Source organism: Oribacterium sp. P6A1, from assembly GCF_000702885.1.
Lineage (GTDB): Bacteria > Bacillota > Clostridia > Lachnospirales > Lachnospiraceae > Oribacterium.
In genome coordinates, this window is record NZ_JNKO01000002.1 from 33,972 (window position 1) to 57,803 (window position 23,832).

At 43.4% G+C, this 23,832-nt stretch carries 18 protein-coding genes and 3 tRNA genes; 17 read left to right on the top strand and 4 right to left on the bottom strand.

Annotation, left to right across the window (positions count from 1 at the left end):
• Positions 1–187: 187 nt before the first annotated feature.
• From T515_RS01465 to asnS, 3 genes are all read right to left on the bottom strand, one after another.
• The gene (locus T515_RS01465) at positions 188–2,113 is read right to left on the bottom strand and encodes an ATP-binding protein (protein WP_051671317.1); all 1,926 of its coding nucleotides are present in this window, start codon (positions 2,111–2,113) and stop codon (positions 188–190) included.
• Positions 2,110–3,189, bottom strand: a complete 1,080-nt coding sequence (locus T515_RS01470; RefSeq protein WP_036606798.1) for a metallophosphoesterase family protein — start codon at positions 3,187–3,189, stop codon at positions 2,110–2,112. The genes T515_RS01465 and T515_RS01470 overlap by 4 nt, the downstream gene beginning before the upstream one ends.
• Positions 3,190–3,303: 114 nt before the next feature.
• Positions 3,304–4,692 (bottom strand): asparagine--tRNA ligase, encoded by a 1,389-nt coding sequence (gene asnS, locus T515_RS01475; protein WP_036606801.1) that lies wholly within the window; start codon positions 4,690–4,692, stop codon positions 3,304–3,306.
• Between the two features lie 313 nt (positions 4,693–5,005).
• Between asnS and T515_RS01480 the strand changes: the two genes are divergently transcribed.
• From T515_RS01480 to T515_RS16255, 16 genes are all read left to right on the top strand, one after another.
• Complete coding sequence (locus tag T515_RS01480; RefSeq protein WP_036606804.1) at positions 5,006–6,280, top strand: glucose-1-phosphate adenylyltransferase; 1,275 nt, start codon at positions 5,006–5,008, stop codon at positions 6,278–6,280.
• On the top strand, positions 6,277–7,398 hold the full coding sequence (glgD, locus tag T515_RS01485) for a glucose-1-phosphate adenylyltransferase subunit GlgD (protein WP_036606806.1): 1,122 nt from the start codon (positions 6,277–6,279) through the stop codon (positions 7,396–7,398). Before T515_RS01480 ends, glgD begins: the two co-directional genes overlap by 4 nt.
• 135 nt (positions 7,399–7,533) lie before the next feature.
• Positions 7,534–7,809, top strand: coding sequence for a septation regulator SpoVG (gene spoVG / locus T515_RS01490; RefSeq protein ID WP_036606809.1), 276 nt, complete (start codon positions 7,534–7,536; stop codon positions 7,807–7,809).
• Positions 7,810–8,043: 234 nt separating this feature from the next.
• Positions 8,044–8,628, top strand: coding sequence for an aminoacyl-tRNA hydrolase (gene pth, locus T515_RS01495; protein WP_036606810.1), 585 nt, complete (start codon positions 8,044–8,046; stop codon positions 8,626–8,628).
• Between the two features lie 24 nt (positions 8,629–8,652).
• Positions 8,653–12,258, top strand: coding sequence for a transcription-repair coupling factor (mfd, locus tag T515_RS01500; RefSeq protein ID WP_036606812.1), 3,606 nt, complete (start codon positions 8,653–8,655; stop codon positions 12,256–12,258).
• 269 nt (positions 12,259–12,527) lie between these two features.
• Positions 12,528–12,800, top strand: coding sequence for an HU family DNA-binding protein (locus tag T515_RS01505; RefSeq protein ID WP_036606814.1), 273 nt, complete (start codon positions 12,528–12,530; stop codon positions 12,798–12,800).
• A gap of 110 nt (positions 12,801–12,910) precedes the next feature.
• The gene (locus T515_RS01510; protein ID WP_036606816.1) at positions 12,911–13,150 is read left to right on the top strand and encodes an RNA-binding S4 domain-containing protein; all 240 of its coding nucleotides are present in this window, start codon (positions 12,911–12,913) and stop codon (positions 13,148–13,150) included.
• An 82-nt stretch (positions 13,151–13,232) separates the two neighbouring features.
• On the top strand, positions 13,233–13,544 hold the full coding sequence (locus T515_RS01515; RefSeq protein ID WP_036606818.1) for a hypothetical protein: 312 nt from the start codon (positions 13,233–13,235) through the stop codon (positions 13,542–13,544).
• A gap of 169 nt (positions 13,545–13,713) precedes the next feature.
• Positions 13,714–14,814 carry a tRNA lysidine(34) synthetase TilS gene (gene tilS / locus T515_RS01520; RefSeq protein WP_197026378.1) on the top strand — a complete coding sequence of 367 codons (1,101 nt, stop codon included), beginning with the start codon at positions 13,714–13,716 and terminating at the stop codon, positions 14,812–14,814.
• Entirely contained in the window at positions 14,783–15,313 is a 531-nt protein-coding gene (hpt, locus tag T515_RS01525) for a hypoxanthine phosphoribosyltransferase (protein ID WP_036606820.1), read from the top strand. Before tilS ends, hpt begins: the two co-directional genes overlap by 32 nt.
• 73 nt (positions 15,314–15,386) lie before the next feature.
• Positions 15,387–17,474, top strand: coding sequence for a glycoside hydrolase family 13 protein (locus T515_RS01530; RefSeq protein WP_051671319.1), 2,088 nt, complete (start codon positions 15,387–15,389; stop codon positions 17,472–17,474).
• 158 nt (positions 17,475–17,632) lie between these two features.
• Positions 17,633–17,703: transfer RNA gene (locus tag T515_RS01535), tRNA-Gly, on the top strand.
• Between the two features lie 5 nt (positions 17,704–17,708).
• Positions 17,709–17,781: transfer RNA gene (locus T515_RS01540), tRNA-Phe, on the top strand.
• Between the two features lie 57 nt (positions 17,782–17,838).
• Positions 17,839–17,910: transfer RNA gene (locus T515_RS01545), tRNA-Gly, on the top strand.
• A 391-nt stretch (positions 17,911–18,301) separates the two neighbouring features.
• Positions 18,302–19,741, top strand: coding sequence for an SH3 domain-containing protein (locus tag T515_RS01550; protein ID WP_155988227.1), 1,440 nt, complete (start codon positions 18,302–18,304; stop codon positions 19,739–19,741).
• Between the two features lie 471 nt (positions 19,742–20,212).
• Positions 20,213–20,800, top strand: a complete 588-nt coding sequence (locus T515_RS16255) for a hypothetical protein (protein ID WP_051671320.1) — start codon at positions 20,213–20,215, stop codon at positions 20,798–20,800.
• Positions 20,801–21,789: 989 nt separating this feature from the next.
• On the opposite strand, the gene T515_RS01560 is transcribed toward T515_RS16255, so the two are convergent.
• Positions 21,790–23,181 (bottom strand): MATE family efflux transporter, encoded by a 1,392-nt coding sequence (locus tag T515_RS01560; RefSeq protein ID WP_036606825.1) that lies wholly within the window; start codon positions 23,179–23,181, stop codon positions 21,790–21,792.
• Positions 23,182–23,378: 197 nt separating this feature from the next.
• On the opposite strand from T515_RS01560, the gene T515_RS01565 reads away from it, so the two are divergent.
• Positions 23,379–23,813, top strand: a complete 435-nt coding sequence (locus tag T515_RS01565; RefSeq protein WP_036606828.1) for a DUF2752 domain-containing protein — start codon at positions 23,379–23,381, stop codon at positions 23,811–23,813.
• Positions 23,814–23,832: the final 19 nt, after the last annotated feature.

The following is a 23,832-nucleotide window of genomic DNA, read 5'->3' on the forward strand; positions in this document are numbered from 1 at the left end:
AAAACGACTCAACTTTCAGATTTTCGGAGCCAAAACCGGAAAAAACGACTCAACTTTCAGATTTTCGCAGTCAAAACCGGAAAAAATGACTCAACTTTCAGATTTTCGCAGTCAAAAACGGAAAAAATGACTCAACTTTCAGATTTTCGGAGTCAAAACCGGAAAAAATGACTCAACTTTCAGTTTATCAGAGCTCAATAAAATTGAAATCGTCGTTTGCATCCTTCAGTATCCTCTTTTCACGGGTGTGGCAGGTGAAAAGAAGTATCTGACCCTTATGTATATCCATGATGAAGTGAAGAGCGGAATTGAGACGCTTTTCATCATACATGGCAAAAGAATCATCGAAGATAAGAGGAAGCCGGTCTGTTTCTATTTTTGAGTGGACAGCGAGCTTACCGTTTTGCATGAGACGTGATGCGGCAAGTCTGAGGGCCAGATAAATCTGGTCCATGGTTCCGCTGGAAACGTCCTCGATGGGAACAAGCTTTGTGGGTGTATTCATGTAGATTTCCAGATTCTGGTCGATCCACATGGAATCATATACACCTCCGGTGATTCCCGAAATCAGATCTCCGGCTTCTTTGTTCAGATAGTGACCAAAGCTCTGCTTTATGCTGGTTTCCAGTTCTGTCATGGTCTCGTAAGCCAGGTTGATAGCATCTATCTCTTCTGCGACGGCATCGTTTTCGCTGATGGTATGTTTCAGCATTTCGGCTCTGTTTTTAACATTAACGAGATGCTGGAGTTTGCCTTCCAGTTCAGTCTGCTTTTCGTTCTGTTTCTGAAGCGCAACATCGTACTTACGCTCATTATCATTGAGACCCTGTATTTCCAGAGTCAGGGCTTCAAGCTGTGCTCTGTTGGTGTCCAGTTCGTTATAGACTTTAAGAAGCTCTTCCATATGAGTCTGAAAGCTGTTTACTGCATCATCGTTTATGTCCGAGAAACCTATATATCTTGTGAGAAGCTCTCCGAGTTCCCTGGTTGATCTTGTAAGATTCTTTCCGCCGTTGACATTGTTATGAAGTGCCAGTGAACCAAGCATGAAGAACAGCACGAAGAAGAATGTGCAAACAGCTACCGGAACTGTTGCGCCCAAAGTTGAATTATCAACGATCCCTTTAAAAAAGGACAGCTTCTCCGGAGTTATATGGAACGCCGAAGCAAAACCCTGTGAGCCGGCAGCGGCAAACAGCATATCTGTGACGATACTGAGTAATGCCAGAGCCATAAAGGCAGAAGGGATGATGATCCTTGACGGCTGAGATCTCCTTTCGGTCTCTTCTTTGCAGGATTCGTACAGGTTAAGCCCCCTGTCCAGAGTATTCTGGATTTCAACATCGTCTTTCAGGCCCGATTGAAGCAAGGTGGCTTCCTGAGCAGCGACCTTCTGAAGCATTTCCTCCTTCTTGGTTTGCCTGTCCACCTGCTCGGTTCGAACCTCAGTGCGAAGATTCTGATACTTGCGCAGCTGATTTTCGTATTCGGGCTGTTGTATGTCTCTCTCGATGTTTCTTATTTCACCTATAAGCTGGGCATAGGTTTTTGCAGCATCGGGAACGATTTTTGTCTGAAGGTGTTCCTTCTGCCTGTCCAGTATCCTGAGAGCGCTGGAGCTGTCCAAAGACATATCACCGGTGGAATTGAGATTTCGTATGCAGGACTTAAGCTCATTTATCATGCCTCTGCTGGTGGCGCTTCTCAGCTGTCCTATGGAAACTGTGTTTTCGAAGGCTGTTTCGGAGATGCCGTCCAGCATCTGATTGAGCCATGTTTCCGGATTTTCAACATCGGTTCTGTCGGTTTCGTTTCTGATGGAAAGACTGTCCAGATTGAAATCTCTGCTTATAAGGTAAATTTTGCCAAGGTGCTCTATCCGGAGAGTTCCGCTGTAATCGTCGGGATATTCCCAGGACTGGTATTTCTTTGAGAGCTGCTTTCCGGAGCGTCTGCCCAGACCGTAAAGCATAGCCTGAAGGAAGGAGTGAAGTGTAGATTTACCGGCTTCATTATGGCCGTAAATGATATTCATGCCATCCTTCAGCTTCAGATCGAATTTATGGAATTTTCCGAATCCCTCGATGTGAATGTCGATAAAACGCATGATCATCTACCACCCTTCTGAGATTTTAGTAAAGCATTGATGCCGTAGTATAAGGCCTTTTTTTCCACGTAGCTCATATCATTGGGATCTTCCCTGAGAAGCTTTCGTATATAGAAGCCTATGATATCGGATGGATGTTCCTTGTAGATGGCGGCAAAATCATACTGTGGCTCGGAATCGTCATGTACACTTACGACTCTGTATTCGTGGGTTATGGATGATAAATTGAAACGAACATCCGGACTTCGTTTTCCGAAGATGCGTACCATGTAGATATTATCCGTGCCCTTTGATTTGATTTCACCGAGAATGCGATTCACCAGAGCATCATTGGAGGTTTTGTCCGTAACATCGAATTCCAGCGGTATGTAGGAAACCTTTGCGATGTCCATAAAAGTGAGACGCTGTACTTTATGGGTTATAGGGTTTATGTCTCCGAAATAAAATCCATGGGGACCGGTTTCACTCATATCCAGAGGTTCCGGTGAACCCGAATATATAACTCTGCGCTCCACTATCTCCACAGGTTTGTGAAGATATCCTAAAGCCACATAATCAAAAGGAAGCTTTGCCAATGTCTCCACATCCACAGGCATGTGATCCTGATCTCCTCCATGTGCAAGGAGTATGTGAATGTGTCCGTCGTTCTCCGGCTCTATGGTGTCGATTACGGTTTCCCTAAGCTCTCTGGTGTGATATGAGAATCCGTAAACCCTGGTATTAATGTCATCAAAATAAACAGACTCGGGGCTGTCACTGAGAATCCATGTGACATTGGCACTCCAGTTAAAGCTGAGTAAGGCTGAGTTTGAACTGATACGGTCGTTCTCACCGGAAATGATCACCACATGTGTAGATGGGATGGAGCTGAACAGATAGTTCAGTTCCTGAAGGTCTTTGTTCATGGGCTGACGATGAAAGAGATTGCCTGCTATGAAAAGGCAGTCAACACTGAAATCACGACACTTCTCGATGATCTTACGGAAGGAGGTCTTGATATCGTTTGCGCGGTCTTTGCCCCATGCCTGATCGGAATCCGGCACCATGCCCCAATTGACATCTGATGTGTGAATAAAACGCATTTGCTGCTCCTACAAATAATTAAAATAATATAAGATATATTTTAACTTAATAATAATAAATAAAAAAGTGCTTATCGCATAAAAAAACGGGCAGATAAATCTGCCCGATTAGCTTTAAATATCACAATTTCCAACTGTTCTTGGGAATGGAAGTACATCACGAATATTCTGAACACCTGTCAGGTACATGACAGCTCTTTCAAAACCGAGGCCGAATCCGCCGTGTCTTGTTGTACCGTATTTACGAAGATCAAGATAGAACTTGTACTGTTCCATATCCATACCCATCTCTTCCATACGTGCAACAAGCTTGTCGTAATCCTCTTCACGCTGTGAACCGCCCATGATCTCTCCGATACCCGGAACGAGACAGTCAACTGCGGCAACAGTCTTTCCGTCAGGATTCTGCTTCATATAGAAGGCCTTGATATCCTTAGGATAGTCGGTTACGAAAACAGGCTTCTGGAAATGCTTTTCTGTGAGGTAACGCTCATGCTCTGTCTGAAGATCAACGCCCCAGGATACCTTGTACTCAAATTCATCGTTGTGCTCCTCAAGAAGCTTGACGGCATCTGTGTATGTGATACGGGCGAAATCGGAATTCATAACGTGAGTAAGACGCTCGATAAGTCCCTTGTCAACAAACTGATTGAAGAATGCCATCTCTTCCGGTGCATTTTCAAGAACATACTTGATGATGAACTTGATCATATCTTCCTCACAGGCGATGACGTCATCGAGATCTGCAAATGCCATCTCGGGCTCAATCATCCAGAACTCTGCAGCATGACGCTGGGTGTTTGAGTTCTCTGCACGGAATGTAGGTCCGAAGGTGTAGATGTTTCTGAAAGCCTGTGCAAATGTCTCGCCGTTAAGCTGTCCTGAAACAGTAAGTGAGGTCTTCTTGTTGAAAAAATCCTGTGAATAGTCAATCTGTCCGTCAACCACAGGAGCCTCATTAATAGGAAGAGTTGTTACCTGGAACATCTCGCCTGCACCCTCTGCATCAGATGAGGTGATAAGCGGTGTATGAACGTATACGAAGCCTCTTTCCTGGAAGAATACGTGAATAGCGTAAGCGATGAGTGAACGTACACGGAACACTGCCTGGAAAGTGTTTGTTCTGGGACGAAGATGTGTCATGGTACGAAGATACTCAAGTGTATGTCTCTTTTTCTGAAGAGGATAGTCAGGAGTAGTGGCACCTTCTACCGTAACCTCTGTTGCCTGAAGCTCGAATGGCTGCTTGGCATCCGGAGTGGCAACAATCTTTCCTTTTACGACTGCAGCGGCTCCTACTCCAAGCTTTGCGATCTCTGCGAAATTGTCCATGTCATCATGGTAAACCACCTGAAGCGGTGTAAAGAATGTACCGTCTGAAATGACAAGGAAACCAAACTGCTTGGAATCACGATTGGATCTTACCCAGCCGCCTACGGTGACTTCCTTATCATAGAAGGCCTCTTTATTTTTGAAAATTTCTCTTAAAGCAGTAACTTCCATAATTTTCCCCTGTTCTAAATTAATATAAGTATCGGGATCCGAATCTCGATTGATTTAAGATTATACTTTAAACATATCGTGTTTTCAATGTTTCTCGTAATTTGTGGGTGTTGAATTGTATGCAATTTCTTAAAAATCCGGCTCAAATGATAAAATCCGATTATTTTTTATGTTATTTCGACAAAATACAGGTTTGAATCGTTTTAGTTGTGGTTATTTTTACCATTTTTGAGTTAACAGAGAGGAAATAGGGTGCTATAATGGAGAAAGCTTGATAATTTTAACACTTTTTTTACAACTATGAGGTGATGACGTGATTAAAAAAGAAATGATCGCCATGCTGCTAGCAGGCGGCCAGGGTTCACGCCTTGGTGTACTAACAAAGAATGTCGCAAAGCCTGCAGTTTCTTTCGGTGGAAAGTATTCAATTATCGACTTCCCATTGTCAAACTGCATTAATTCCAGTGTAGATACTGTCGGAGTATTGACACAGTATAAGCCTTTACGTCTGAATGCCCATATCGGAATCGGTATTCCATGGGATCTTGACCGTAACAGAGGTGGTGTAACCATCCTTCAGCCGTATGAGTCACAGACCGGCGCGGACTGGTTCTCAGGTACTGCCAATGCGATTTATCAGAATATTGAGTACATCGATAATTATCATCCAGATTATGTTTTGATTCTTTCAGGCGATCATATCTATAAGATGGATTATGAGGTTATGCTTGAGTATCATAAGGCTATGAATGCGGATTGTACCATCGCATCTATGCCTGTTCCTATGGAGGAGGCAAGCCGCTTCGGAATCACGGTTACTGATGAGCAGAACCGTATCATTGATTTCCAGGAGAAGCCAAAGGAGCCAAAGTCGAATCTCGCATCTATGGGTATCTATATTTTCTCATGGCCGGTACTTCGCGAGGCACTTATCACAAACAAGGATGTTCCGGGAGAGGATTTCGGTAAACATATCATTCCTTATCTGTTCCAGGGCGGAAAGCGTATTTTCGCTTATGAGTTCAACGGTTACTGGAAGGATGTAGGAACACTTCAGTCATACTGGCAGGCAAACATGGAGCTGGTTGCCATTATTCCTGAGTTCAACCTCTATGAGGAGTACTGGAAGATCTATACAGATACCAAGAATCCTGCACCGCAGTTTATTTCGGAGAACTCTCATGTTGAGAGATGTCTCATTGCAGAGGGCTGTGAGATTCACGGAGAGGTTCACAATTCAGTCATTGGTGAGGGCGTAAGGATTGAGTCCGGTGCAGTGGTAACGGATTCTGTTATCATGTCTAACGCAGTTATCGAAGCCGGAACAAAGATCGATAAGGCAGTTATCGCTCAGGATGTAAAGATCGGTAAGAACTGTGATATCGGTGTCGGCGAGTTCGCACCCAGTACGTATGACCAGAGAGTATACAACGCAGATCTTGTTACTGTGGGAGAAAATTCAGTTATTCCCGACAATGTAAAGATCGGCAGAAACACCGCTATCTATGGCGTTACAACAGCAGAGGATTATCCTGACGGATTACTCGCAAGCGGCGGAGCAATCATTAAGGAGGACAGCGAGATATGAGAGCGATAGGTATTATTTTAGCAGGTGGTAACAACAAGCGTATGCGTGAGCTTTCAAACAAGAGAGCGATTTCAGCCATGCCTGTTGCAGGTTCATTCAGAGCTATCGATTTTTCACTTTCCAATATGTCCAACTCACATATTCAGAAAGTTGCAGTTTTGACACAGTACAATTCAAGATCCCTTAACCAGCACCTTTCATCATCAAAGTGGTGGGATTTCGGACGTAAGCAGGGCGGTCTGTATGTTTATACACCGACTATTACCGCAGAGCACAGCGACTGGTTCAGAGGAACAGCCGATGCACTTTATCAGAACCTGGAGTTCCTTAAGGCATCACATGAGCCTTATGTTATCGTTGCTGCAGGTGATGGTATCTATAAGCTTGATTACAACAAGGTTCTTGAATACCACATTGAAAAGAAGGCCGACATTACTGTAGTTGTAAAAACTATGGAGCCGAACACAGACGTATCAAGATTCGGATGTGTAAAGCTTAACGATGACGGACGCATAGTTGATTTTGAGGAGAAACCTATCTCTACAGATGCCAATACCATTTCCTGCGGTATCTACGTGGTTCGCAGACGTCAGCTTATTGAGCTTCTTGAGAAGGCACATGAAGAAGACCGTACAGATTTCGTAAACGATATTCTTGTTCGCTATAAGAACGTAAAGAGAATCTACGGATATAAGATCGAGACCTATTGGTCCAACATCGCTTCGGTAGAGTCATATTACAAGACAAATATGGATTTCCTGAAGAGAGACGTACGTGATTATTTCTTCCGTACATTACCGGGAGTTTATACAAAGCTTGAGGACAACCCTCCTGCAAAGTACAATCCGGATTGTAATGTCCGTCACTCCATTCTTGCAAGTGGATGTATCATAAACGGAACCGTTGAGAATTCTGTTCTGTTCCGTAAGGTATATGTCGGAAACAATTGCGTGATCAAGAATTCCATCATTCTTAATGATGTCTATATCGGAGACAATACGGTTATCGAGAACTGTATTGTAGAGAGCCGCGATACTATCCGTGCAAATACTACATACATCGGAAAACCGGATGATATTAAGATTGTGGTTGAGAAAAACGTTAGATATCAGATGTAATATATCTGGGTTTCGAAGATAGTCTAATCAGATGAAAATGCCCTGCGTTATTTTATAAATGGGCATTTTCTCTTTATAAACTAACCAAAATACGTGACCGAAGTAATGACAACCGGGGTCAGGGAAGGGAGCAATATGCAGGTAACAGACGTGCGGATTCGCAAAGTGGACAAAGAAGGAAAGATGAAAGCCATCGTATCCATCACTTTTGATAACGAGTTCGTAATTCATGACATCAAGGTAATTGAAGGTGAGAAGGGGCTCTTCATTGCCATGCCGTCCAGAAAGACTGCTGATGGAGAGTATAGAGACATCGCTCATCCTATCAAGTCTTCGACCAGAGACGCTATTCAGAGCATTATTCTCGACAAGTATCAGGCTGAGATGATCTCTGAAGCTGAGGGATTTTGATCTCTGACACATATTTAAAATGATTTGGAGTCGCTGTATTACGGCGGCTCCTTTTCAGTGTGGGGAAAATCTCCTTTTGCTTGCTTTTGGGGTGTAAAAAATATAAAATGCACAAAGTCAAAATGGAATAAAGCGACATTTGCAGGCAGATAAGGCTGCGGAAGGATGAGGCTTTTTGTATATATTGATTCAGATGCTTAAGACAGTGAACTATCGACTAACGGAGGAAATGATATGTATTTAATTGCAGGACTCGGAAATCCCGAGAGAAAATATGAAGGAACACGCCATAATGCAGGCTTTGCAGCCGTAGATGCCCTTCTTGATAAGATGGGGGGAGAAAAGCTGAATGAAACAAAGTTTAACGGTGCCTATACAAAGCTTCGCTACCAGAGTGCTCACGGACTTGAACAGATAATAGTTGTTAAGCCCCTTACATATATGAATCTTTCGGGAAACTGCATTGCGCCTTTGGCTAATTTTTATAAAATAGAACCAGAGCATATTATCGTATTCTCCGATGATATAAATCTCGATGTGGGACGTATGCGCATCAGACCTTCCGGCTCTGCGGGAGGACATAATGGACTGAAATCCATCATTTCAAGTCTGGGCTCCGATAAATTCGGAAGGATACGTGTCGGAGTGGGTATGAAGCCGGATAATATGGATCTTGCAGTGCACGTTCTCGCAAAGTTTAACCAGACTGACGAAAAAATCATGAAGGAAGTTTATGATGAAGCTGCGTCGGCAGCCTTTGACATAATTGATAACGGCGTCGAACATGCTATGAACAGATATAATCCAATGAAGCTTTGATTTAACGATTCAGAAGGAAGGTACATGGTTAATCCGTTTTTAAGAACAAAAGACTATGAAGAACTGCAGAAGGCCCTGGCATCAGGAAAGGGTCCAGTTACGGTTACAGGAACCGTTAATACTGTCAAGGCCCAGCTTCTTGTATCGCTGGAGAGCGCCCCGGAGGTTTCAGCTGAAAAGGCGGGGGTGAAGTCCGGAAAAAACTGGAAGCTCATGGTTGTTAAGGATGAGGTAACGGGAAAACAGTTCGTGAAGGATATTCATGCTTTTTCCGAGAATGCATGGTACTATCCGGCGAAGGATTTTCTTTTTTATCAGGCGGATACTCAGGGCAATCTCATTACCAGACAACGTGTGGAGGTGCTTAAGCATCTTATGGAAGAGGACGGGGGAGTAATAGTCGCAAGCATTGACGCTCTCATGGATAAGGTCCTTGGAAAAGAGACTTTTTCGGAAGCTGTCCTTTCCATAAGACCCGGTATGGTCATGGAGATGGAGGCCCTGTCAAAAAAGCTCAGGGATCTTGGGTATGAGCGTATGACAGAGGTTGAGGCTATGGGAGAGTATTCTGTTCGCGGAGGCATCGCGGACATTTATCCCTTTACGGCGGAAAATCCTGTCAGAATAGAGTTTTGGGATACTGAGGTTGATAATATCCGAAGCTTTGATGTGGAAAGTCAAAGGTCCATAGAGACTCTGGAGGAAGCTGAGATATATCCGGCATCCGACAGGGCAAGCGGGAAGGAAAGCGAAGGGAAAGAAGTAAGTCTTCTTGATTATTTCGGGGAAGACGATATTTTTTTCCTGGATGAACCTGACAGGCTTAAGGAACGCGGAGAAATGGTGGAGACGGAATTCAGAGAAAGTTTTGAGGCCCGTCTCAGTGAAATGCAAAAGCATGCAAAGCTTACTGCTGTACTGGAAGCAAACGGTATGGGAGTTCAGGATGAGAAAGATCCCGATAAGCTTATCTATGGAATAGACCAGATCATGGAGAGACTCTGTGACAGAAGGACAGTTGCCTTCAGTACATTGGGTACAAATGTCAGAGAGCTCCATTCGAAGAAAACATTTCATTTTGAAACTACTGAAGTGGTTCCCTACAAAGCGGGCTTTGAGCTTCTGATAAAAGATCTTAAACATTGGCAGAAGGAAAAGTATGAGATAGTGCTTCTCAGTCCGTCAAGAACCAGAGCTTCAAGACTCGCCCAGGATCTGAGGGATTATGAGCTGAGAGCATATTGCCCTGATACAAGGGAAAGCTCTGAAAAGGATGCGGCAGAATCATCATCCGGAAGCGGACTGATTAATTCGGGAAAGGGAACCAAATCTGAAAGCGGAGAAAGATATGGCGGTTTAAGCGGAAAGAGCGGACTATCGGGGAATTCCGGTTCCGGTGCACTGCGTGCAGCAAGAGAGGAAGCTGAGAGGGGAGCCATTCAGGTAAGATTCGGCGTTCTTAACAGTGGTTATCAGTTCCCCGGGGAGAAATTTGTACTGCTTACGGAAGGAGATATGTTCGGTAATGCCAACATTGTAAAAAAGAAGCGTAAGCAGAAGAAGTTTGACGGTCAGAAGATTTCCAAACTTAGTGAACTTTCCGTAGGGGACTATGTGGTACATGAGAATCATGGAATAGGAATCTACAGAGGAATTGAACGTATCAGAACCGAAGGTGTGACCAAGGATTATATAAAGGTTGAGTACGGTGATGGCGGCAATCTCTATCTTCCTGCCACAAAGCTTGATGGAATACAAAAGTATGCCAGCCAGGATATAGGAAAGGCTCCAAAACTGAATAAGCTTGGGGGAACGGAATGGCAGAAGGCCAAGAGCCGGGTTCAGCACGCGGTCAAGGAAATCGCCAGGGACCTGGTTAAACTCTATGCGGCAAGACAGAGTACTGCCGGATACAAATTCGGCAGTGATACTGTGTGGCAGAAGGAATTCGAGGAAATGTTCCCCTATGATGAGACTGTGGACCAGGAGCTGGCTATAGACGCCACAAAGGCGGACATGGAGAGCCATAAGATCATGGACCGGCTCATCTGCGGAGATGTGGGTTACGGCAAGACGGAAATAGCACTTCGCGCAGGTTTTAAGGCTGTGCAGGATTCTAAGCAGGTTGCGTATCTGGTGCCTACCACTATACTTGCCCAGCAGATATACAACACCTTTGTGGAGCGTATGAAAGGATTTCCTGTTAATATTGCTTTGCTGTGCAGATTCAGGACTCCCCAGCAGATAAAGAAATCCATAGAGGATATAAAGAACGGAAGGGCCGATATCGTCATAGGCACCCACAGACTATTGAGCAAGGATGTAAAGTTCAGGGATCTGGGACTTCTTATCGTAGATGAGGAGCAGAGATTCGGCGTGACTCACAAGGAAAAGATAAAGAATCTGAAACAGAATGTGGATGTTCTGACTCTTTCCGCGACGCCTATACCCAGAACTCTCCACATGTCTCTTGCCGGTATAAGGGATATGTCTGTTCTTGAGGAGCCTCCTATAGACCGTCAGCCCATACAGACCTATGTAATGGAGTATAATGATGAGCTTATCAGAGAGGCCATCAGCAGGGAGCTTTCCAGAAACGGACAGGTGTACTATGTCTATAACCGGGTGAATAACATAGCCGATGTTGCGGCCCATATTCAGAAGCTGTGCCCGGATGTAAGAATAGCCTATGCCCATGGACAGATGTCCGAGAGTCAGCTTGAGGATATCATGCTTCAATTTATAAATGGAGAGATTGATGTCCTTGTATCCACAACTATCATAGAAACAGGACTTGATATCCCCAATGCAAACACTATGATAATTCAGGATGCGGAGAGAATGGGTCTCTCACAGCTGTATCAGCTGAGAGGCAGAGTGGGCAGATCCAGCCGGACCGCTTACGCTTTTCTTATGTATCGCCGAGGAAAAATGCTGAGTGAGGAGTCGGAGAAGAGGCTTAAGGCAATAAAGGAATTTACCCAGCTTGGTTCAGGTATACGTATCGCTATGAGGGATCTGGAGATAAGAGGTGCCGGTAATGTACTGGGAGCGGAACAGCATGGGCACATGGAAGCAGTGGGGTACGATCTTTACTGTAAACTTCTTAATACGGCTGTCCTTCAGGAAAAGGGAGAAGCAGAGGAGATTCCTGAGTTCGATACACAGATAAACTGCGATATAGATGCTTTTATTCCGGACTCCTATATATCCAATGAGGCACAGAAACTGGATACCTATAAGAGGATCTCGTCTATTACCGGTGATGAAGACTACAGTGATATGCAGGACGAACTTATAGATCGTTTCGGAGAGCTTCCGTTGGAGTGCGAGAATCTTCTTCATATCGCCAGACTGAAAGCTCTTGCCCATCAGTGCTATGTGACCGAGGTGAATATACAAAGAGGTATGTTTAAAATACTGTTCGATAAAAATGCGGACATTCAGGTGGATGCAATCCCTGAGGTTGTCAGAGAGAACTTCGGACAGTTAAGGTTCTCAAACGGAAATGCGCCTATGATGGTATTCCGCCAGAGTACCAGAGAGAAGACCTGGGGGATGATGGAAACCATAGAACATCTTGAAGGAATTCTGAGAAGGATAAGAAAAACTCCTGTAACGAAGGCGTGATACTGCGGAAGAGAAGAACATACAGCAGAAACCGGAGTTTGGGAATTAAACCTTTGAAAAGGCCTGCCGGCCAGGGAATATTAAAATTATCTGAAATATACCTTTCGAAAGGGTCAAAAACGGCCAAAAACCGCGAGATTATGCGGTTCTTGGTTGACATGGTGGATATATAAATATATAATTTCAGAGGTAAAACAAAGTATAAGATACATCGGAAGCTTGACATGATCAGGTAATATAAATCTGATGGTATTACGGAGGAAAATAACATGAATAGAGTAGAATTAGTAGCAGAGGTTGCTAAGAGAGCTGATCTTTCAAAGAAGGATGCTGAGGCTGCTGTAAAGGGCATTTTCGATGCTATTTCAGATGCACTTGCAAACGGTGATAAGGTTCAGCTTATCGGATTTGGTACATTCGATGTTGCTGAGAGAGCTGCTCGTGAGGGTAGAAATCCTAGAACTGGTGCAACAATGAAGATTGAGGCTTCAAAGGCTCCAAGATTCAAGGCCGGTAAGGCTCTTAAGGACAAGGTTAACTAATTTTAGGTTTTGAACTCAAAACATGTTTTATAACTATAGTTAACATTAAGGATGGTTGCATTGCAGCCATCCTTTTTTGTCACAGAATGTGGTTTTCGGATAGGAGATTTATGCGTTTAGATAAATATCTTAAGGTATCAAGACTTATAAAAAGACGTACTGTTGCCAATGAAGCCTGCGATACGGGCCGTGTTATGATAAATGATAAAGTGGCGAAGGCAGGTACAGAAGTTAAGATCGGAGACATTATCGAAGTATCCTTCGGTACAAAATCCGTGAAGGTAAAAGTTACTGCAATTCAGGAGACTGTTCATAAAGAAGACTCAAAGGATATGTATGAATATCTTTGAAAGTGTACCGGATTTGACACAGAGGCTTCAATTCTTGCTATTTGTTTTTTAAGAGTTTATAATCCAATCAGAGGATAAAGATATGAAGAACAGACGAAGGAATAAAAATGAAACATCAAACCGTCTGGCAATCATTGGAATTACGATAGTTGTTCTGTGTATAGCTTTTGCGATACACATGCGTAGTGTGACTCTGAGGGAACAGGCTCACGAGTATCAGCTGCAGGAGGAAAGTCTGCAGGCTGACATAGATGAGCAGAAGCGGCTGTCGGAAGAACTGGAGCAGAAAAAGATATACGTAAAGACAAAAGAGTTCACTATGGAAAAGGCCAGAGAGATCTTTGGACTTAAATTGCCGGATGAGATCATCATAAAACCGGACACGGAAAAGTGATATTATTTAAGAGGGCTTTATGCCCTCTTTTTGTTTGCGTGGGAAAGAAAATTTAATAAAAATGTCATTAACTATAGATTAAAGGTTAATGAAATGGCAGTTTATTGGTATAATAGTATGTATGGGAATTGTACATTTCAAGAAAAAAGATATAAAAACGGACAAGCAGATGCTTGAAATAAGAAATTATATTCTGGAGCATCGGCTTGTGGAAAAGGGAGACGACATACTGGTAGGGCTGTCGGGAGGACCCGATTCGGTCTTTCTGCTTTATGCTCTTGATATGTTTAAAGAGTCTCTGGGCTACAGCCTTCATGCGGTACATGTTCATCATGGGATCCGCGGGGAGGAAGCCGACAGAGATATGAAGTTTTCCGAAGAGCTTTGCAATAACCTGGAAATTCCTTTTAAAAAGGTATTTGTTGATGCTCCGAAACTTGCCGGAGAAAAGGGGATGAGCCTTGAGGAAGCGGCAAGGATACTAAGGTATGAAGCTTTTGAGACAACAAGAAAAGAAATAGAGGATAAGCTTACGGCAGTAACCGGAGGGCAGGAGACTGAAAACTCCAGGTGCCTGATTGCCGTGGCCCATCATATGGATGATCAGGCTGAAACGGTTCTTCACAATCTGGTGAGAGGCTCCGGCATACGAGGGCTGTCAGGTATGGAGCCGAAGAGAGGATTTATCATTCGTCCGTTGCTTTCGGTGAAGAGAGAATATATACTGAGTAAGCTTAAAGATAACGGTATTCCCTATGTGATCGATTCCACAAATCTTGATACCAGGTATACAAGAAACCATATTAGAAGCGAGATACTTCCGGGCCTCAGAGAGATAAATCCGGAAGCAAGTTCCCATATAGCCCGTACGGCTGACATCCTCAGGGAGGCTGATGACTTCTTTGGGAGACTTGCGTCTATGTATGTAGATAAATATGCAGAAATCAGGAATGGAGAAATGACGGGGCAGGAGGGGACGGAGATATCTCTTCCTGTTACGGAACTTAAGACTTATCCCGAACTGGTGAGACAGTATGTGATGATCGAACTTATCAGGCGTATAGGAACACCGCTTAAGGATTGGGGAGCAGTTCACTTTCGTGACATGGATAAATTGATTCATGGCCCGGGAAATGCCCATTTGGATCTTCCATATAAGATGAGCGCCGATTATCGAAAAAAGCGTCTGATTTTGAGGATAAATCAGGAGATTTTCAGCATTAAAAGGAGAAAGAATAATGACGGAGCGAGTAAGAGTTCTGATTCCTGAGGGACAGATCGAAGAGAAGATTGTTGAGATAGCAGAAAAGATATCAGAGGAGTACAAGGGAAGATCCCTGCATCTGATATGCATTCTTAAGGGCGGAGCCATGTTTATGTGTGAGCTTGCCAAGAGAATTCATGGTGTAGACATTTCTTTCGACTTTATGTCGGTTTCAAGCTATGGTGCCGGAACGACTTCCAGCGGAATCGTAAAGATAGTAAAGGACCTTGATGAGCCTCTGGAGGGAAAGAATGTTCTTATCGTTGAGGATATCATTGATTCCGGACATACACTGAGCCACTTAAGCAAGCTTCTTCTGGACAGAAATCCAAAATCCATAGAGATCTGTACACTGCTTAACAAGCCGTCACGTCGTGAGAAGGAAGTTCCCGTAAAGTATTCATGCTTTGAAATACCTGACGAATTTGTTGTGGGTTATGGTCTTGATTATGATCAGCGCTACCGTAATCTCCCTTATATCGGAGTAGTTGAGTTCGATAAATAATAAATGTAGCATTGTGGGATCAACATATCCCACAGAGTTCCAGTATTTGCAAGAAAGAAGAGTATAGAGCTTCATGGCAATGAGTGAAATCAACTGGGATTCGCTCTACACCGCGGGAACCGATGACTATCGTTCGCCTGCAGAGCAGAATCCCGGAGATACCGTGAAAATACGATTCAGAACTAAATATAAGGATGTAGACGCAGTTTACATTTATTTCCACGAGAGCAATACCAAAGATCGTATGCGCCGTATTTTCAGCGACGATTATTTTGATTTCTTTGAGTATCAGGTTGTCGTGGGTAATGCCATGCTCAGCTATAGCTTCTTCATCGAGAAACAGGGGGAGGAGCTGCACTATAACAGGCTTGGTGTTTCGGCGGATATGAATCCTCAGATGGCGTTTCATCTTATGCCGGGATTCCATGTACCCGATTGGGTCAAGGGTGCCATCATGTATCAGATCTTTATTGACAGATTTTATGATGGTGACAAGAGCAACAATGTAAAGAATAACGAGTATATCTATCTCGGCAGAGCGGTAAAAGGCATAGAGAACTGGGAAACACCGGTGGAGCCTTTTGATGTTCACAGATTCTACGGCGGAGACCTGCAGGGTGTTATGGATAAGCTTGACTATATTCAGTATCTTGGGGTTCAGGTCATATATTTCAATCCTCTGTTTGTTTCTCCGTCAAATCACAAATATGACATTCAGGACTACGACCATATCGATCCGCATATCGGAAAGATAGTAAAAGACGGCGGATCTGTGGTTGAGGACTGGGAGACCGATAATGCCCGTGCCACCAAGTATTCGGTACGCACCACACATCACGAAAACCTGGAGGCAAGCGACAGGCTGTTCCTTGAGTTTGTTCAGGAATGCCATAAGAGAGGGATGCGGGTCATTATTGACGGCGTTTTCAATCACTGCGGTTCATACAACAAATGGATGAATAAGTCCAATTTCTATAACTACAAGGATAAGTCCAATGATTATCAGGCCGGAGCTTATCAGTTAAAAGATAGTCCGTATCATAATTATTTTGCCTTCGGGGACAATGCTGACGAAGCGTGGCCGAAGAATAACACTTATGAGAAGTGGTGGGGCAATGACACCCTTCCGAAACTTAACTATGAAGGCTCCATGGAGCTTGAAAACAAGATACTGGCGGTTGGAAAGAAGTGGGTCAGCCCTCCGTACAATGTAGACGGCTGGCGTCTTGATGTTGCCGCCGATCTCGGTCATACAGGTGATTACAATCATTTATTCTGGAAGAGATTCAGAAAAGTGGTGAAACAGGCCAATCCGAATGCGGTGATACTGGCTGAGCATTATGGAGATCCTTTCTGGTGGCTTCAGGGAGATGAATGGGATACCATCATGAACTATGATGCGTTTATGGAGCCTATAACCTGGTTCCTTACAGGCATGGAGAAACATTCGGATTCCAGAGACGAGAGACTGAAGGGGGATGGAAAGAGGTTTTTTGATTCCATGACCTATCATATGTCGCGCATGCCGGAGGTGTCGGTGCTGTGCTCCATGAATCAGCTCTCAAATCACGACCACAGCCGCTTTATGACCAGGACTAACATGAAGGTAGGGCGTATAGGCACCTGCGGCTCATATGAGGCTGATCAGGGCACAAATGTGGCTTTGTACAGGCTCGGAGCCATGATGCAGATGACATGGCCGGGAGCACCTACGCTGTATTACGGAGATGAGGCCGGAATGACGGGCTGGACTGAGCCTGATTCCAGACGTCCTTATCCCTGGGGGCATGAGGATCTGGAACTTATAGAGTACCATCATTATCTTGCCGGAATACATAAAAGGTATGATGTTTTCAAGTACGGCTCCGTAATGAAACTGATGGCAGGATACAACTATGTAGTTTATGCGCGAATATATAAAAATGAGGTTTCAATCATAGTTATAAACTGCGGTGAAGATGAATTCACCCTGCAGATTCCTGTATGGCGTACCGGCATAAAGGAAAACAACCAGATGGTGAGACTGCTTCTTACAGAGAAGGAACGATATAATGCTGGTCAGACCAGGCATTATATCAGGGAAAAGGGCATTTATAAGAGTAACTGCCGTCCGTATACCGGAAAGATATATTATTGCAATCTGGCGGCAAGGAACATGTAGTTTGAAGCTAAAAACCCTTTTGGGATATTCTGACTGATTTGGGTTTGCGGATGCGGGTTTAAAAAGTTTTTTAGAAATTTTTTATTGTTTGTTGACAAACGGGTTTTTCTGGTGTAATATAACACTCGCGTCACAGATGAGCGACGCGAAAGACCTTCGCGGGTGTAGTTCAATGGTAGAATGTCAGCCTTCCAAGCTGAACATGTGGGTTCGATTCCCATCACCCGCTGCGTTGCCCAGATAGCTCAGTTGGTAGAGCAGAGGACTGAAAATCCTCGTGTCACTGGTTCGATTCCGGTTCTGGGCATTCAGAGAGATTCGAACTGATGACGAAGATTATCGGTTTGCTCTTAACTGAATATATGCGCGAGTAGTAGAGTGGTACTACGTCGCCTTGCCAAGGCGAAGATCGCGGGTTCGATCCCCGTCTCGCGCTTCTCAAGAGCCTCAGGTATAACCTGAGGCTCTTTTCGCGACTCAACGAGGATCGAACCTTCGGTTCGTCTCGTGACTGCCCCCGATCTATGATCGGGGGAGCCACGCGGCTTTGAGCGCTTCATAGGAATCCATTAGGATTCCTTCTCCTGCCGGCTCGGTCGGCGCTAAGCGCATGCCAAAGGGCATGCAGCGCCCCCGTCTCGCGCTTCTCAACAGCCCAGAGGAAAAGCCTCTGGGCTGTTTTTTGGTGTAAAAAAATAAGATGAATTAAGCATTGCGCAGCGAGTATAATATAGGATGTGAATAATCGGGCGAAAGAGAAGGAATACAGGCTTTTGGTTCATGATTATGATAAGAATGGTGATGATGATTTTTTGAGAGGGGGCATTATGAAATTTAGGCATTGTATGGCGATGCGGAAGGAAGGAAAGATATTTAGAAGGGCTGCGGCTGCGGCGGGAATTGCGGCCATGCTGATGATGCGGCCGGTTGGAGCATTGGCAGCAGTCTCCTATATGCCTGATGTGACTGCTGAGATGAACACTCCGGAATTTTGGCTGGCACTTAGAGGAGGAGAGGCTGATGCCATTCTTGCTGATGCCGGAACGATTCAGAGAATAAATGCGGCAAACCTTATGAATGAAAAAACCAACATGAATGATCTTCGGAATTACAGTGAGATTACGGATATCATGAGTCTCAATGCCAAGTTCCTGGAGTCGTCAACAGAGGATCTGAAAAAATATCAGGAAAAGGGATATTTTGATCAGTATGGTAATGTGCTGAGCGACGATCTGATATATTTTATCGCCCAAAACACCCAGAATCAGACGGGATTGCAGAATATGTCACCGATGTACGGCGTAGTTGTCGAGAGGTCGGTGCTATGCGCGTTTCCGACGGACTACATCATAACAGACGAGCAGGGAGATCTTAACTTTGATTACAACGCTCTGTCTGCGGTAAGAGTAAACGAGCCGCTTATAATCAGGTCGGTTTCAAGCGATGGACAGTGGTACTATGTGTTGTCGGCAAATTGTAACGGATGGGTAAAAGCTTCTGATGTGGCTATATGCTCATCCAAGGCGGAGTGGCTGAATGCATGGGATATACCGTCAGAACGCTGTATAGTGGTTACAAGCCCTAGATTGATGCTCGCGGAGTCTGATACCAACCCTGATGTATCCAATCGTGTTATTACCCTGGGAACGGTCCTTGAACAGGCTCCTGCGGGTTCGTATGGGGCGAGAGTCACTAATCGTTCCGCTGTCGGTAATTATGTGGTTTATGTTCCTGTAAGAGGTGCAGACGGAAGGTACAGAAAGGAACTTGCTCTTGTGAGCGAAAAGGCGGGGGTCCATGAAGGATATCTGCCCCTTACAACAAGAAACATCATAACGGTTGCTTTCAATATGCTTGGAGAGACATACGGATGGGGAGGGATGCTTTCTTCGAATGACTGTTCGGGCTATATGACGGATGTGTACAGATGTTTCGGACTGGTGCTTCCGAGAAACACCACATGGCAGGCGGCATCGAATGCCTTCAATTTTGACGTTACGGACTATGCGGACGAACAAAAGGCTGCAATACTCAATAATATGCCCATAGGAAGCATATTGTTTTTTAAAGGGCATGAGATGATGTATCTTGGCATGGTCAACGGGAAGTATTATGTTATAAGCTCTGTGAGTTCGATAGGAAGCTTCGATGGGACAGGCACCATGAGGGCGAGATCTGTTATCATCAATACTCTGGATATACAAAGAGCGAATAAAACCACCTGGATGAGTAATATATATAAGATTCAGATTCCGTACTGGATGTAATAAGCGGAGTCTGCTTATAAAAACAATTAAAAGAAGAAAAAATCAAAATTTCAAAAGTCATAATTTTGAAATTTTGATAAGAGGCTATAGTTAATTTCTCCGTATTTTTTTGACTTTTAAGGCAAAAAAACCGGATGAGAAAGGCTATAGCCTTAATTTTTGTAAAAAATTATATGCATATACGTATAAAATGTGTTAAAAAAATCAAAAAATAAGATATTTTTTTCGGGAATCACAGAATTGTGCAATTTTAATCCCTTTTATAATATATCACCTGCTTATGGTAAAAATGCAAAAATAATTACGTTTTTCTGCAAAATATGGTTCAAATTATCCGAAAACCATGTATAATAATTACTGAAAAGTTACATTGTTAATTTGAGTAATGACATGTGACGATGGTCGTGAATTTAAAGTACAGCTTTGGAGTAATTATTTCAAAAGTCAGAATTATGCAAGGAGATCAGTAAAGTGAAACAGTATGTTGTTCATGGCAGTACAGTAAGGACTGTGGATACAGAAGAATTTAAGACTGCTGACGGTACTGTTGTCATCGAGCAGAAGGGTCACCGTGATAAGCTGCATATTTACAGAACGAGAACAGGACAGCTTAAGATGGAATATACCGAGGACAGAAGTGTTATAAAACCTGTTCTTCGCAGAATTCCGGCAGTTGTGATAGATCGTGTATGTTATACTGCTTTGGTATTTTCTCTGATTGTTATTTTTTTCTCCTGCTACCAGTGCATAAAGCTTGATACACAGGTTTCGACAAGTCTCAGAAACATTGAGCAGATGAGGTCGGAGCTGGAGGATATTAGGCTTCAGAATAATGAGCTTAAAGCAATTATAGACAGTGCGGTGAATCCGGATGAGATATATCGTGTGGCTACACAGGAGTACGGTATGGTGGCACCTGTCAGTTCTGAGGTTATTACATTCAAAAAAACCGACACCGGTTATGTTCGTACATGGGATGACATACCAAGCGGTAAGGTTAAAGATGAAAGTATGATGGCTGTACTTGCCAACCGTATCATGAAGTTGTTCGGAAAATGAGTATTATGATTTTATAGAGGGGCGTCCGTTTTATCGGACGCTCTTTTTGCGTGATAATAGCTTTGATTGAAGAGCACCTTGTAATGCGGGGATCAAGGAGAAAGAAAAAGAAGAAATTTCGCTCAAAAGGAATTAGAAAAAGCATTAAAATAAAAATAATTTCCGTAAAATAAAACTTTACAAATCAAATATTCGCTGTTATTATAAGTACAACAGAACAAGATAAGTCAACAGAAAAGTTCACTTGACGAGAAAGAGTGAAGGGCCGGTTGACAAAAGTGCAGGAGATGAACCTGCGAAACAAGATCGTAGAAAGTAAGAGGTACAAAGACATGACACCAGATCAGTCAGTCAATAGTATCCTCTGGACCGCTTAAAAAGAAGAAAATCGTGAGAACGGCATCGAACCGTACATTCGATGAAAAACAGTTCAAATTATTAGAGAAGTGCATCTTCGGATTATTTCTTACTAAAGCCCAGATGATATTATTGCAAAAGAGAAATCGACATATAAATAGTTATCGAATGATATAAATAACTGAAACAGTTCAGAAAATAAATTAGTTGAAGACCTTTAAGGAGGGTCATAAAAAATCTGAAAAGAAGAATACTTTGAAAGATTAGAATAGTAATTAATAAAATAAAGTGTCGATTTTACAATTGAATATCAAAACTGAATAAAGAAATAATCTATTTATAGATGATATCCATAAGATATAAAAGATTTATCGAAGAGATATTTATAGAATTTAAATAGAAATCTAAGAAAAGAGGTACAAACCGAAGTACAATTAAGTAATGGAACTTATTACCGGGTTCCAGGGTTGAGTAAATAAAATATATAGGGGTTGCCGTAAGGCAACCCCTTTCTTTGTGTGTAAATATATTAAAGATCGAATCTCCAAAGTTTAGATCCCGGCTTTCAGAGGCTCCAGCTTTAAATCTGCGGGTTCTGTGAAGCGCCGGAATCCGGGGATATATGAGCCGGATCAGTGCAGCTGCTTAAGCTCTTTCCGAACCCTCTTGATCACAAAAGTATAGGAAACTGCAGTGAAGACACCTGCGGCAATCCATGCTGCGGGATCGCAGAATACTGCAAGAGGGAAGCTCATAATGTACATTGCGATGAGAGCAACTATGAGTCTCGCGAAAAACTCGACTACACCGCCCATCATCGGAAGAAATCCGTGCCCGCATCCCTGCATTGCATTTCGGAATATAAAAATAAAACTTAACGGGATATAGAACATGGTTACTATATGTATATATGTACTTGACCATGGCATCATTAGTGAAATGGTATCAAGACTTTCAACTGCGCCTGCAGCAGCTTCTGCGGAGCCGGATCCGGCAAAGAACAGAGACATGACAGGCTGCAGAAGGGCGTTGCAAAGTAGGGCTGCGATTATCGCATAGGTGACTTCTATCACGATGGCCGCATGAACACCCTTGTTTATTCTGTCGCTGTCTCCTCCTCCGTAATTCTGACCACAGTATGTGGCTACGGCCTGTCCCATGGCGAGCATTTCCTGTATCATAAGGCTGCTTAGCTTATTTGCGGCAGTGTATGCGGCAACAGCGGTTGAACCGAAAAGGTTTATGGCTGACTGCATTACCATGGTTCCGGAAGCTGTGATTCCGAACTGGAGAGCCATCGGAATACCGACTGCCATCTGATGCTGGGTATCGGTTTTATTTATGCGCCAGTCTGAACGTTCTGGCCAAAGCACCTTTGCTTTTGAATGGATATATAAAAGACAGAGGATGGCTGATATTCCCTGAGAAAGATTTGTGGCCCAGGCCGCACCGGCGACGCCCATCTTTCCAACTATAATAAACAGGAGATCCAGGCCTACGTTGAGGCTAGCACTGAAAAGCAGAAAATAAAGAGGCACCCTGCTGTTTCCTATGGAACGGATAAATGCTGAAAACAGGTTATAGTACACACTTGCCACGGTTCCGAGGCAGATAATGGTAATGTAGGTAAGCGAGTCGTGGAAAATATTTACCGGAGTGTTCATGAGATGGAGCAGGGGGCGCATTAGCGAAACTGACAGAATAGTTACTATCACTATGACTATTAGCGCCAGAAGGATGCCGTTGGCAACGCTTCGTTTAACTCTTTTAAAGTTCCGGGCACCGTAAGCCTGCGAGGTAAGAACCGTAAAGCCTGTGCAAAGCCCCTGGGAAAAGCCGAGAACCAGAAACATGATATTTCCTGTAGCTCCTACTGCTGCCAATGCATCTGCACTTACATAACGACCGACAATGATGGTGTCGGCCATGTTGTAGAGCTGCTGAAAAACATTGCCGATAAACAGCGGAATCATAAACTTCAATATAATAGGAAAGGGATTTCCTTTAGTCATTGTTACTTCCATAATAACCTCCCTGATTGATGAATGAGCATTATAATATTTTGATTCTGATTTTTCCATAGTAATATTTGTATTTCTGGAAAAAACATAAAAACTCTTAAATATAATCATCGCTAAGCTAAAATTAATGTTGTATAATTACTATATCGTAGCTGTTTTTTTGTTTGATAGTATGTTAACAATAGAACATGAAGATAGTTATGAAAAAAGAATGGAGTGGAACATTGAGAAAGTGGAAATCAGATATTGAAGCTATGGGCATCATAATATGTTTTTATCTGATTCTGGAGATTGTCCTTGGCATTACCTGCCCCATCAAGTTCATGACGGGGATTTCGGATGCGGGCTGCGGCATGAGTCGTGCATGGATGTGCGTGCTCAGACTGGATTTTGAAGGTGCATTTTACTATCACCCTTTATGGATGCTGCCTGTTCCTGCTGTGCCGGTATTTATAGTCAGGGAAAAGCTTCCGAAAAGAGTATATCAGATGCTTGTTGCGGCTTTTATCGCGGCTTTCATCATAGTTTATCTGTATCGTATGTTCTTTATGCCGGATCAGGATATAGTTGTATTCAGACCCTGGGAAGGCTTCATATGGAGAACGGTACAGTTTTTCTCCGGCTTTTTGAAGTAAATTACATAACAATAAAGAC